The organism is Parapedobacter sp., assembly GCF_053550995.1.
The window spans coordinates 21228-34098 of sequence record NZ_JBMQOC010000103.1 but is presented as its reverse complement, the minus strand read 5'-3'; the positions used below and the strand labels follow the sequence as shown (position 1 = coordinate 34098).

Here is a 12871-nt window from a genome sequence, read left to right as displayed (position 1 = left end):
AAAGTTTAAAATCCGTCGAATATACTAAAAATATACTAGCTTGATACTCCCGCTATTTCGAACCGCCACATATCCGGCCGCGGGCCGGTCTTCGGGGAGCGTTGCCGCGATTTCGGGGGGCAAGGTACGCTCGTAATATCGTTGCATCGTACGCCTATCCACCCAGAATAGCTGCGGTGCAGTCTCGCCCACCGCCGTAAAACCCAGCTTATGGTAACTACTGCCATCCGACCAATCTTTATCGGCATACGTCATGATGTCGCCGGGATTAAAATCGCGCTGGAACCCATCGAGCAACTTGCTGAAACCACCCACCACGCGTAGCCCCTGTTTATGGCAAAAACGGAGCAGCTCATACGAACGGTAATCCGCCGGCTTATCAATCATGCGCCGGCCACCGCTGAACACCGCCACGGCTACCAACTCGCCATCGTGGTAAAGGCCGTACCGGTATTTGCCCGGCAATGCCACCTGCAAGTGATGTTCCTCCAGGAAAGACAGCGCCACGCGTTTCTCTAGCCGTGCCATCACGGTATTCCGCGCGTGCACGCGCTTCGCCTGTCCCATCAGTGCGGCAATGCGGTTGAGCAACAGTTGCGGCTTTGTCGCCCAAAGGTCTTCATCGATGTGGATACACTTGCCGCCACCGGGCATCGGAATGCGCCGTTCAGCCCCACATGCGTAGTAAACGATATGGAGCTTCTCGTCTTCCGGATACAGCAAGCCCACCCTTTCCGACAGTACTGCCACATAAAACGGCAACGTTAGCCGATCGGCTAACGCAGAGCGAAATGTATAGAAAGGGCCGTTCAAAGCAAACATCAGACACCGGTAAACGAATTACAAAATTCATAAAAAATACGAGAGGCACCTATTTTTTGCGCAAATTACCGATATTCGTCTACTATGAAGAGAATGATTATGCTGCTGTGCATGTTTGTGGCTTGCATGTACGTCGATGCGGCGCTATACGCACAGCCCACAACCTACGCACCGATAAACCAAACCGTTTTGTTAAACAACCAAGTCAATGTTATCCCTCTCCGCAACCTCGCCAAGCGGCATATGGCGCTCATCACCCGTCTCGATGAAACCATGTCAGTCGCCTTCGGTGACCAATTAAGCCGCTATGCACCCCTAGACCGCTTTGTGATACCAACGCAACCGGAGAGCTATTTACCGCTCGATGAGGACATCAAGTTCTACAATACCATCATTGCGGCGTTGACCACGGAAGACCTTTCCGATCAACGGCTCTTGCAGTTTATCGCTACGCAAGCCGTAGGCAAACAAGTCATACTCGCCGTATTTGGTGACGGCACAAACCTTAAAGCACTGGACTTCCGCTATTATCCCATTTTGTGGACCCCGGCAAAAACGGAAGCCTCCGCTGTGGATGCTGCCATGTCGGTGTTCGGCGGCCTTGCATGTACGGCCAAGCTACCGAAATCATTCTCGCCCCGGTATACGGTAGGCGCAGGCTATACCACTGCAAAGACCCGGTTGGGGTATGCGGATGCCTCCACGCTCGGCATCGACCAGGCACAGCTGGAAACCGATATCGACGACATTATGGAAGAGGCTATCCGCGAACGGGCCATCCCGGGCGGGGTGGTCATGGCGGTAAAAAGCGGAAAGGTAATCTTTGAGAAATCATATGGATACCACACCTATGAAAAGGAGGAGCCCACCAAGGTTTCTGATATCTTCGATATGGCTTCCGTGACGAAGATTACGGCGACCACGCCTACCATCATGCGCCTCACCGAGCGGGGTATCGTGAACCTCGACAGCACCATGGGCCATTACCTGCTACAGGCGCAGGGCACCAACAAAAACGGCACCGTGCTGCGCGACGTGATGCTCCATGAGGCGGGATTCATTCCCTTCATCCCGTTTTACGCCGATCTCGAACCGGACGATCTCAGCTCCGACTCGTCGGCTGCGTATTCCGTGAAAGTTGCCGATGGCTGCTTTATCCGCACAGGGTTTTACGATGATGTCATGTGGCCCACCATGCTCCATTCGAAAATCAACCCCACGGGAAACTATGTATATAGTGACATCAGCATGTATGTGATGAAGGAAGTGGCCGAGCACCAAACGGGCATGCCTATCCAAGATTATATCCAGCAGGAGTTTTACCGCCCATTGGGTATGCAAACAGCCGGTTACCTCCCTCGACAACGCTTCCCGAAGCAGCGTATCGTGCCGACCGAAAACGATACAACTTTCCGAAAAACGCTACTACAAGGATATGTGCACGATGAGGGTGCGGCCATGGCCGGCGGCGTTGCGGGCCATGCCGGCCTCTTCGCCACAGCAAACGACATGGCCATCTATGGACAGCTGCTCCTCAACCGCGGCGAATACGGGGGCGATCGGTACTTCAAGCCGGAAACGGTGGACCTATTTTCGTCCAAGCAATCGAAAACCAGCCGGCGGGGCCTAGGGTTCGACCGGGCCAACCCCGATACCAGCAAAGCTTATCCTTCCAAACTGGCCTCATCCGCTACCTTTGGCCACACCGGTTATACCGGCACCTGCATATGGATTGACCCCGAAGAACAACTGATTTATATCTTCCTGTCCAATCGGGTTCATCCGGTGAGGAGCACCAAACTGTATGAGTTGAACGTACGTAGCCGGATACAAGACACCCTCTACGAAGCCATCCGCAAGAAATAGATCCGCTATGCAAAAAACCATGCTATTCGTCGCTGCCATCCTTTTCACGGGCGAGCTATTCGCGCAGGATGCCCAACGTATCCACAACGATGCCCTCGTTATCGACACACACAACGACGTGCTCTACCAGTCGGTAATGCGGGACAAAGACATTGGCAAACGGATAACCTCGGGCCATACCGACCTCCCCCGGATTAAAGAAGGGGGTATCGATGTGCAGGTTTTTGCCGTATGGTGCGGCGAAAAGTATGGCAAAGGCACTGCATTTGCTTACGCCAATAAGCAGATCGATGGACTAATGGAAGTCATCCGTAAGTATCCGGGTGAAATCGCCCTGGCGACCACGCCTTCCGACATACGGACCATCACCGACCAAGGGAAAATCGCGGCGGTGATCGGTGTGGAAGGCGGGCACATGATCGAGGGCCGTATGGATTACCTCGATAGTCTCTTTGCCCGCGGTGCACGGTACCTCACCCTGACCTGGAACAACAGCACCGAATGGGCGACCTCGGCCACGGATGAAAGCCGTAACCCCAAAAAATTGAAGCATAAGGGGCTGACCGATTTCGGACGCCAGGTCATCCATAGGATGAACGAACTGGGCATGATGGTTGACCTCTCGCACGTGGGCCGGCAAACCTTCTTCGATGCAATGGAAGCGACCACCAAACCCGTAATCGTATCGCACAGTAACGCTTACGCGCTGATGGCGCACCCGCGCAACCTTCAGGATGACCAGATCAAAGCGGTTGCCGAAAACGGGGGGGTCATCTGCCTCAACTTCTATTCGGGATTCCTGGACCCCATGCATTACACGAAAATCAATCGCCTGTATGAAAAGTACGTTGCCGCCAACGACAGCGTGAAACGTTCGAACGACGCCAAATTCAGCCGCCTACCCCCCGCAGCGAAAGAAGAACTCCGCCCACCCCTGTCGTTGTTGCTCGACCATATCGATTATATGGTAAAAACCGCAGGGATAGACCATGTCGGCATTGGTAGCGACTTCGATGGGATATCATCCACACCGGTAGGACTCAACGACTGCAGCGACTTCCCCAACCTCACCGCGGGTCTCCGGCAACGGGGATATACCGAAACCGATATCCGAAAAATCCTCGGTGAAAATGTGCTCCGCGTAATGGCAGCCCAAACGAATTGACCATGGCGAAAACGAAAACATCCTTCTTCTGCCAAAACTGCGGCTATGAATCGGCCAAATGGCTCGGCAAATGCCCCTCTTGCAACGAGTGGAACACCTTCGTGGAGGAAGTGGTAGCGCGGGCCAACGCACGCACACCCGATTGGCGAACGGCCTCAAACCTGAAAAAGCCCGCACGCAAAGCGGCCGTGATACATGAAATCGAACCCGTGGCCGAAAGCCGAACGGTAACACCCGACCGCGAGTTGAACCGGGTACTGGGTGGTGGCATCGTGCGCGGATCGCTCGTGCTTATCGGTGGCGAACCGGGCATCGGAAAATCCACCCTGATGCTGCAACTCGCCCTCACCATGAAGGCAAAGACCCTATATGTCTCGGGGGAGGAAAGCGAGCAGCAGCTCAAAATGCGGGCGGAGCGGCTTTCCCAAGCCTCACAGGCCAACTGCTACATCCTCACCGAAACCGCGACAACGAATATATTTGCACAGGTGGAATCCATTGCACCCGACCTGGTCATTATCGATTCCATCCAAACGCTGCATTCCGCGCAGGTAGACTCTGCCCCCGGCAGCGTATCGCAGGTGCGCGAATGTACGGCCGAACTGCTCCGCTTTGCCAAAGAAACCGACGTCCCCGTATTCATCGTCGGCCACATCACCAAAGATGGCAGCATCGCCGGGCCCAAGGTACTGGAGCATATGGTCGATACCGTGTTACAGTTTGAAGGCGATCGCCACCACGCGTACCGCATCTTGCGGGCGGTAAAAAACCGGTTCGGATCGGCCTCCGAACTGGGCATATACGAGATGCAGGGTTCGGGGCTGCGCGAAGTGAGCAACCCCTCGGAAATCCTGTTATCGCAACGTGAAGATGGCACCAGCGGCACCGCCATTGCCGTGCTGCTCGAAGGGCTGCGCCCCATGCTGATCGAGGTGCAGGCATTGGTGAGTAACTCGGCATACGGCACACCCCAGCGCTCCTCTACCGGATTCGATACCAAACGGATGAACATGCTGCTCGCCGTATTGGAAAAACGTTTCGGTTTCCGCCTCAGCGCCCAGGATGTCTTTCTCAACATCGCCGGTGGTCTACGGGTGGAGGACCCAGCCATTGACCTGGCGGTCATCGTGGCCATCATCTCCTCCCAGCAAGATATGGCGGTGGCCGCTACGGTGGCTTTCGCCGGCGAAGTGGGCCTCTCGGGTGAGATACGCGCCGTGAACCGTATCGAACAGCGGATCGCCGAAGCAGAAAAACTCGGTTTCGAGACCATTTTCCTATCCAAGTATAATACCAAGGGATTGGAACGCAGCGACTATCAAATCGATATCAAACCGGTTGCCCGCGTGGAAGAGGTATTCCAAGCGATATTCGGGTGATGGGATCAAATCAGCTTCTGATGGGTCTTCCACCACAGGTCAGGCATTTCGCCTGACACGGCCATTTGGTAGTCTTCATAGCGGCAAGGTACCAGGTGGTATCGCTCGTTCACAGATTTCGTGCCCGAATAGGGCACCTGCATCCACCACCGATCGGATTTCTTACTTTTCACAAAGACCAGTTCATAAGCTTCGTTATGTACGCTCGTGCGGTAGGTAATGTAAGCCGACTTGGGTACCAGCGGGGCATCGTTTTTCCGGTTGTAGAACCCATCGATAAAGTACCAGATCATCTGGGCGAGGAGCATGGCCGTCTGCCCACGGCTGTCAAGCGCCGGATTGTATTCGTAGAAACCGATCGATGTAAGCTTATCGCTCATCCCGGCGTAGCGGCAAATCTGGCATGCCTCATCGCCGTACAGCCCGTTGACCGTCGCATGGGCACTCCCAGGCGCATCCGACTGCCGGATCGCAGCCATATCAAAACTGAGCATGTCGGCCGACCGGATAACCGGTTCCACCTGATCCACTTGTCCAGCAATCAGGCCCAGTCGTACCGCGTTGAAATACAGCTTATCATACATGGCTATAGACTCCTTACTGACGAAGTAGGTCTGATAAGCAAGGTTATTTAGGTTAAAAAGGTAATCGGGTTCATGCAGGATGATATGGTTGATGTACGTCTGTGCATTTAACGGAGCACTTTCCGTTTGGTCTTGATCGATGTCAAACCGCGCATCGACGATGGAGACGTCCACACGTTGTTCGAGCTTCTCGTACGCCAGATACTGTGCATAGGTAATGTCTTGCCCGCCACCGATGATAATCGGTACGATACCCGCTTTGATGAGTTCCTCACACACGGTTTTCACGGCAGCGTAGGTATCGGTTACGGTCTCTCCGGCCCGGATGTTACCGAGGTCGGCCAGTTGCAGCTTGTATTCGCCCTGATAAAGCCCATACAGGTGGCGCCTCACCTCATCCGCCCCCGCTGCACAACCCAAGTTGTCAACGGCCATCCGGTCATCCAGCACTCCGAACAACGCCAAATCGGGCTTTTCCCCCTCCAAGTCCGGGAAATCACGATCGAACAGATGGACGGACGCCCCGATCTGCGATCGGAAGAACCCGGCGTCGGGTGTGAAATCCTGGTGGGAAACGGATGAAAAGAAAACCGATAAGGACATGATAGTTGTTTGACGTTTGGCAAATATCCATTTATTACCTTACTTTTGAAAACATTATTATCAAACTATGCTGCGACGGTGGTTTTAGTAACAGGAGGAACAGGTTTTCTTGGTTCGATACTCATCAAACGATTACTCGCTTCAGGGGTGGCCGTCCGGGCTACCAAACGGAAAACCTCGGTTGTTCCGCAAGCGCTCGTTGACCTGCCGGCACTGGAATGGGTAAATGCGGACGTCAATGATTTCTTCGCGCTAGGTGATGCGTTCATGGGTATATCGAAGGTTTATCATTGCGCCGGTATGATTTCGTACCATGCTGCCGATCGGCAACGGCTGATGACGGTGAACGTGGCCGGCACGGCCAACGTGGTCAACCTGGCTTTACAACACCGCACACGGTTACTGCACGTCAGCTCCATCGCGGCAGTCGGCCAGCCAAAGCATCACGGCGAGGCAACGGAAGATGATCTTTGGGAGTATACGCCCGGCCAACCGGGGTATGCGGTTTCCAAATACGAGGGCGAAATGGAAGTATGGCGGGGCGTTGCCGAAGGACTGGATGCCGTTATCGTCAATCCAGCCCTTATCATCGGGCCCTCGGCCCGGGCTGAAGGCAGTGACACCAGCGGATCGATCTTCGCGATGCTCCACAAAGGGCTCCATTTCTATACCGACGGATCCGTCGGCCTCATTGATGTGGAAGACACCGCCAAAGCGATGGTATTGCTCATGGACAATCCTACCATCACCGGGCAACGTTTCCTGTTGAGCAATACCAACATGGCGTACCGTGACCTCCTAGCCCGCTGTAGCAATCTTTTGGGCAGACCTGCCCCGAAATACCGCGCCACGCCATGGATGCTCAGCATGGCCTGGCGGGCAGCCGCCTTACTTTCCCTGTTTACCGGTAAGCGCCCAACGCTCACACGCGAGACCGCTAAATCGGCACGGCTGCGGCTGCGTTTTTCAAACCGAAAGGTGGTTGCTGCCACCGGCATAGCTTTCGAACCCATCGATAACACACTACACGAAATTTGTAAAACCCTGAAATAACAACATCCATTGGAGAATTATTACATCATTGATTTTGACAGTACCTTCACCCAGGTGGAGGCATTAGACGAACTGGCTCGTATCTCACTGGCCAACCACCCCGCCAAGGAGCTGGTGTATGAAGAGATCGATCGCCTCACCAACCTATCCATGAATGGCCAGCTATCGTTCCGCGAAAGCCTTGCCGCCCGCGTTAAACTATTGGAAGCTAATCGCGAACACCTCGCCAAGCTCATTTGGGTATTGAAAAAGAAAGTGTCGCGCTCCTTTTCGCGCAACAAGGAATTCTTCAAGAAGAATGCAGACAGCGTATTGATCGTTTCCGGCGGTTTCAAGGAGTTTATCTTTCCCGTGGTAATCCCTTACCACATCAAGAAAGAAAACGTATATGCCAACACGTTTACATTCGACGAATCGGGCAACATCACGGGATATGACGATGGGAACCCGCTGTCGGAAGAAGGGGGCAAAGTGAAACTCCTGAAGCAATTGCAACTGCCCGGCAAGATCTATGGTATAGGCGATGGTTATTCCGATTTCCAGTTGAAGGAGTCTGGGCTCATTGAACGTTTCTTTGCCTTTACTGAAAATATCGAGCGTAAAAGCGTATCGGAGAAAGCGGACCACGTAACGCCCAGCTTTGACGAGTTCCTCTACGTGAACGACCTCCCACGCGCCATCTCGTATCCGAAAAACCGTATCCTATGCCTCATCGTGGGCGAGGTACCGGAGATTGCCGCCCACATCCTGAAACGGGATGGCTTTTCCATCCGTACCAAGCCAACGTTTGAAGAGAAATACGTTAAAGACGTAGGGATGCTGCTGCTGGGCAAGGATATCATCCTAGCGGATGAGCAGTTGGCCAGGGCGGACAAGCTCAAGGTCATCGGCTACCTTGGCGACAGCAAGCACCGTGTAAACCGCGATATCTGCAATGAAAAGGGGATTGTTCTTTTCGACGATAAAAAAGATAAGAAACGCAATGGGGAATTCATCCCGCGCCGAATGGCCGAGTTCATCAATAAAGGCGATACGTATCTCAGCAGGAACTTCCCCAGCTTGCCGTTACCCAAAATGGATAAGGCCCACCGGCTATTGCATATCCATCGCAATGTTCCGGGCGTGATGGCGCAGATCAATAAAGTCTTTGCCGAGAACAGCATCAACATCGTTGCCCAGTTTCTGGTAACGAAAGGCGATATCGGCTATGCCGTGACCGACGTGGATACCCAGTACGGCAAGCAACTGCTCCGGCAACTCCGGCAGATAGATAATACGATTAAATTCAGGGTATTGTATTAAACCTCCATATTCGGGTAGGTGTCACACATAGGTCCATTGCCACGTCATGCGGAGAGACGTCGCTGATGGATTCCACCGCGTCGAATAAGGATAATCCGACTTTCGTAGCCGTAGGCCGACATTCGGCCAGGAACCGGTCGTAGAAGCCTTTGCCGTAGCCGATACGGTTGCCCTGTTCATCAAAAGCCAGCAACGGTAAAAATACCGCATCGATTTCGCGCGGTTGCACGGCCGTACCCCCCAGCGGTTCGGGTATCCCCCAGCGGTTGGGCACCAAGGTGGTCCAAGCATCCCACACCAGATGGCTCATCTGCCGGGTTCCCTGTTCGGTCTTGGGGAGCACGATACGGATATCGGGATGCCGTTGGCGCAACCCATCGGCAATCGCATACGTATCGGGCTCTTTGTTACCGGCAATGGGTAGGAAAAGATGTACCGTTTGCCATGGCGCCATCTCAAGCGTTTCCACACGCGCGATCAATTGGCCATTCAAGTGCTGGAATTCCTCGGTCGAAAGACCCATCCGCTTTTCACGGTATATTTTGCGTAGGGTTTGTTTCGTAGACGGGTACATTTGGCAGAGAGCCCGGAACTATTTCACACGCTCGACATAACCACCGGAACGCGTATCTATTTTCACTTTATCCCCTTGGTTGATAAAAAGCGGCACTTTGATCTCTACGCCCGTTTCCACGGTGGCATTTTTCAGTGCGTTGGTAGACGTATCTCCCTTCACTGCAGGTTCGGTATACGTCACTTCCAACTCCACGGTTGTCGGTGCCTGTGCCATAATCGGCTCCTCGCTCTCCATCGCCACCAACACCTGCATACCTTCTTTCAGAAAACGCGCCGAGTCACCAAAAAGCTGCTTCGGGATATTGAATTGCTCAAACGAGGTATTATCCATCACCACAAACGTATCGCCATCCTCATACAGGTATTGGTAATCACTGGTTTCCACGCGGGCAATTTCCACCTCCTCGTCGGTACGGAAACGATATTCGACGAGTTTTCCGGTTTTAACATTCCGCATCTTGGCTTGGTAGAATGCCCGCAAGTTGCCGGGAGTCCGATGGATATATTCCTCCACGGATACCAATTCACCGTTGAAGCGCAAGATATTCCCACTTTTTACATCTGAAGCTTTGGCCATAATCTATTGTATAATATGGTGCAAAGATAAAAAAAGTTTACACTTCCATCAGGAACTCGGTTAGGTTCTTATCGGGTGTCAGGTTCAGCTTCTTCCGAAGCCGATACCGCCTAATCTCCACACCACGGGTAGTAATATTCAGCAGCGACGCAATCTCTTTACTACTCATGTTCATGCGCAGGTATGCGCAGAGTTTCATGTCGTTGGGCACCAGCTCCGGATAGTCTGCTTTGAGTTTTTTGAAGAAGTTTTCATGCGCCTCATTAAAGCTCTTTTCAAAAACATGCCAGTCGCGCTCGTCACTCCGGGCATCCTCAATGATCTTATTGATCTTGCGGAGCTGTTCGTTTGATAATTTCCGCCCCTCACTATCGTGCAGTTGCAGCAGCTCGTCGTGCACATTATTCAATAGCTCATTTTTGTAAACGATGCTCATCGTGGTATTGGCCAGCTCACGGTTCTTGCTGGCCAGCTCCCGTTCCAATTGTTCATTTTTCAGTTTTACAACGCGTTGTTCGTTCTCCTCGGTCTCCTTGGCGAGCATATCGCGCTGTTTCTTTGCCATATTGGCCTGTATCAGCTCCCGATGTTTCCGTATTTTACGTCGGTACCAACCTCGGCCAGCGATGAGAACAATTGCCAAAATCAACCCATACAACACCCATGCGCTCCAAGAGAGCCACCATGGGGGGCTGATTGTAAACCGTAGCTCGGCGATATCCGACACCGTGCCATCGGCGGTCCTCGCACGCACTTTAAACCGATAGGCCCCCTGTTTCAGGTTAGTAAACTCCTTCTGGGCGGCCTCGCTCCATTCCGACCAGGTACGGGAATACCCTTCGAGGTAAAATTGGTACTGCAACGGTATGGCGCTATACCAGGGTAGCGCGTAACTGATGCGAAGGTTGTTATGGCGGTAGGGGATTTCGGGATGGGTACCAATGGTATACCACCTGTCCGAAAGGCTGTCGGTAATGTTACTCATCGCCCGGATAAGGGGAGAAGGAAGTTCCTTTTCCGGGGTCGCTACCGTATCGGAGGCTTGGTAAATGGCAAAACCATCGTCTAAGCTAATGAGGTACAGATCGTCGCGCACGCGGTTGATACTTTCATAAAACTTCATCATCCGCCCGTTGAGGGTGGCAAACCTCGTGGAATCGACCCGGACCTCCCCTTTCGGGCCGAAATGGACCAACGCAATGCGCGCGCGGTTGATAAACCAATAGCGATTGCTGTCGGCATGGATGATCCGATTGGAAAAAGCAAATGATCCGAGCTGGCCATTCAACTGGTGGTATGGATAAAACTTATCCGTAATTTCATCATGCCGGAAAAACCCGCTGTCGGTAGCGAACACGGGGTTCCCCGCCAGCTCCAATACATTCACAAACGTACTCGGAGGCAGTCCACTGGTGGTATCGTACGTCTGTACGTCGTTGACCTTCGTCAACTCCGTATCTAGTTTGAGGTAGCGCAATCCTTTATAGCCACTGGCCCACACGCCTGTGGCCGACTCGGGCACGATAAAACGGGTGGGATCATTGTATCCAGCTACGCGGTTTGAAAACCGCCATCCCTGTGCCGTCCGCTCGAAAATGGCCAGCCCCGTATAGGTTCCTTGCAACAGGGTATTCGGGCTGCTGGCGGCCGGTATAAGCGTCCATCCGCCGGTAATCGGCGATAGTTTCACGAGCTTATCGCCCGACACGATGAAGGTACCGTCGTTGTGGCCGCACAATAGCTCACCATCCGCTACGGTGAGGTCCCACACCTGCCCCTGCGAACCGGCTACCAAGGAAAATGAAAAGGGGTGATACCCTTTACTTTCCACCCAGCGACTGTAAAATAAGCCCTGGTTGGTGCCGAGGTAGATGTTACCCTCGAAAATGCGCGCTGCATACACCGTGCCAATGCTGCCGGTATTATCTGCATAATAATACAACGGCGCATTAATCTCAATGCGGTCTATTCCGTTATCGAGCCCCACCCAAATGTTGCGCTGATGGTCTAAGTGCATACCCAGCACCGTATTGTTTTGCAGGCCATTACCCTTGTGGAGGTGTTGCACGACATGACCGGTTCCGTCCATCACCACCACACCTTGGAGGATAGTACCAAAGGCATAATACTTATCCAGCACCTTCAGGCCGTTATTGAGTTGCGCCGCCCGGAGCATGCCGTCGGCGGCGTTGTCCCACTTGCGGATGGTCGCGGTATTATCCATGATATACAACCCCGATTTAGCGGTACCGATTAGGATATCGTCCGTTCCGAACGGCAGCATGGTGAGGATATTGGCTCCTTGCAGTATATCCTTATCTTTGATTGGCACCAAACTATCGCCGGTCAGCTCGTGTAGGCCCGACGGGATCAACTCGATGAAGATACGGTTGCGCACCTGGTGCAAGAAAAGAAAAGGCTGGCCACCACCCCGCACCTGATGCAGATGGTTATCTTCATAAATATAGATGGTAGAAAACGTTTGGAAGAGTACGCGGTCACCATCCACAATGATTTTCCACACTTCGTCACGCGTCTGTTCGTCCTTGCCGAGTAACTGGCTGATCGATTGGTAGCGCATCTGCTCGTAACCCGCGTCCTCCCAATAACCAAATTCGCCCAAACCACCCGTGTAGATGCGGCCCGCGCTATCCACAGCCACGCTACGCACGGTACTTTTATTTGGCAGCGGATGCAGTGTCCAATATTGGCCGTCGAATACCAGTAACCCATCGGCATTGGCTACATACATGATTCCGTTGCTGCCTACTGCCACCGCCCAATTCTGGTTGCCCGCTTTGTAATCCGACTTCGTATACTGCTGCACCAAGGGCGAGCCGATACGCTGGATTTCCTGTGCTTTGCCAATGGTGGCCAACACGATACAGGCGAGTGTAAGAATAGCCGCTCTTATCGGTCTAACCATGTTTTCCGGCATCTTATT

The 12871-nt window shown here is 53.2% G+C and carries 10 protein-coding genes; 5 read left to right on the top strand and 5 right to left on the bottom strand.

What is annotated here, in order from left to right:
* Positions 1–24 precede the first annotated feature (24 nt).
* Positions 25–822, bottom strand: a complete 798-nt coding sequence (locus ACO1NT_RS13605) for a hypothetical protein (protein ID WP_449049212.1) — start codon at positions 820–822, stop codon at positions 25–27.
* 84 nt (positions 823–906) lie between these two features.
* Here ACO1NT_RS13605 and ACO1NT_RS13600 point away from each other — a divergent pair, with 84 nt between their 5' ends.
* The 3 genes from ACO1NT_RS13600 to radA are packed head-to-tail and all read left to right on the top strand — an operon-like array spanning position 907 to position 5232.
* Positions 907–2688, top strand: a complete 1782-nt coding sequence (locus ACO1NT_RS13600; RefSeq protein WP_449049211.1) for a serine hydrolase domain-containing protein — start codon at positions 907–909, stop codon at positions 2686–2688.
* 7 nt (positions 2689–2695) lie between these two features.
* Positions 2696–3853 (top strand): dipeptidase, encoded by a 1158-nt coding sequence (locus ACO1NT_RS13595; RefSeq protein ID WP_449049210.1) that lies wholly within the window; start codon positions 2696–2698, stop codon positions 3851–3853.
* 2 nt (positions 3854–3855) lie between these two features.
* Complete coding sequence (radA, locus tag ACO1NT_RS13590; RefSeq protein ID WP_449049209.1) at positions 3856–5232, top strand: DNA repair protein RadA; 1377 nt, start codon at positions 3856–3858, stop codon at positions 5230–5232.
* 5 nt (positions 5233–5237) lie between these two features.
* On the opposite strand, the gene ACO1NT_RS13585 is transcribed toward radA, so the two are convergent.
* Positions 5238–6419, bottom strand: coding sequence for a formimidoylglutamase (locus tag ACO1NT_RS13585; RefSeq protein ID WP_449049208.1), 1182 nt, complete (start codon positions 6417–6419; stop codon positions 5238–5240).
* A gap of 45 nt (positions 6420–6464) precedes the next feature.
* On the opposite strand from ACO1NT_RS13585, the gene ACO1NT_RS13580 reads away from it, so the two are divergent.
* Positions 6465–7472, top strand: coding sequence for an NAD-dependent epimerase/dehydratase family protein (locus tag ACO1NT_RS13580; RefSeq protein ID WP_449049206.1), 1008 nt, complete (start codon positions 6465–6467; stop codon positions 7470–7472).
* A gap of 9 nt (positions 7473–7481) precedes the next feature.
* Positions 7482–8774: an HAD-IB family phosphatase gene (locus ACO1NT_RS13575; protein WP_449049204.1), complete on the top strand. Its 1293-nt coding sequence runs from the start codon at positions 7482–7484 to the stop codon at positions 8772–8774.
* Here the strand turns inward: ACO1NT_RS13575 and ACO1NT_RS13570 are convergent.
* The 3 genes from ACO1NT_RS13570 to ACO1NT_RS13560 are packed head-to-tail and all read right to left on the bottom strand — an operon-like array spanning position 8758 to position 12853.
* Complete coding sequence (locus ACO1NT_RS13570) at positions 8758–9348, bottom strand: 5-formyltetrahydrofolate cyclo-ligase (protein ID WP_449049203.1); 591 nt, start codon at positions 9346–9348, stop codon at positions 8758–8760. The genes ACO1NT_RS13575 and ACO1NT_RS13570 overlap by 17 nt on opposite strands.
* An 18-nt stretch (positions 9349–9366) precedes the next feature.
* Positions 9367–9927 carry an elongation factor P gene (gene efp / locus ACO1NT_RS13565; RefSeq protein WP_449049201.1) on the bottom strand — a complete coding sequence of 187 codons (561 nt, stop codon included), beginning with the start codon at positions 9925–9927 and terminating at the stop codon, positions 9367–9369.
* A gap of 37 nt (positions 9928–9964) precedes the next feature.
* Complete coding sequence (locus tag ACO1NT_RS13560; protein WP_449049200.1) at positions 9965–12853, bottom strand: triple tyrosine motif-containing protein; 2889 nt, start codon at positions 12851–12853, stop codon at positions 9965–9967.
* Positions 12854–12871 lie beyond the last annotated feature (18 nt).

Coding starts and splice junctions, on each gene's coding strand:
- ACO1NT_RS13560 (WP_449049200.1), bottom strand. CDS start 12,853: ATGGTTAGACCGATAAGAGCGGCTATTCTTACACTCGCCTGTATCGTG.
- radA (WP_449049209.1), top strand. CDS start 3,856: ATGGCGAAAACGAAAACATCCTTCTTCTGCCAAAACTGCGGCTATGAA.
- ACO1NT_RS13600 (WP_449049211.1), top strand. CDS start 907: ATGAAGAGAATGATTATGCTGCTGTGCATGTTTGTGGCTTGCATGTAC.
- efp (WP_449049201.1), bottom strand. CDS start 9,927: ATGGCCAAAGCTTCAGATGTAAAAAGTGGGAATATCTTGCGCTTCAAC.
- ACO1NT_RS13595 (WP_449049210.1), top strand. CDS start 2,696: ATGCAAAAAACCATGCTATTCGTCGCTGCCATCCTTTTCACGGGCGAG.
- ACO1NT_RS13570 (WP_449049203.1), bottom strand. CDS start 9,348: ATGTACCCGTCTACGAAACAAACCCTACGCAAAATATACCGTGAAAAG.
- ACO1NT_RS13585 (WP_449049208.1), bottom strand. CDS start 6,419: ATGTCCTTATCGGTTTTCTTTTCATCCGTTTCCCACCAGGATTTCACA.
- ACO1NT_RS13605 (WP_449049212.1), bottom strand. CDS start 822: ATGTTTGCTTTGAACGGCCCTTTCTATACATTTCGCTCTGCGTTAGCC.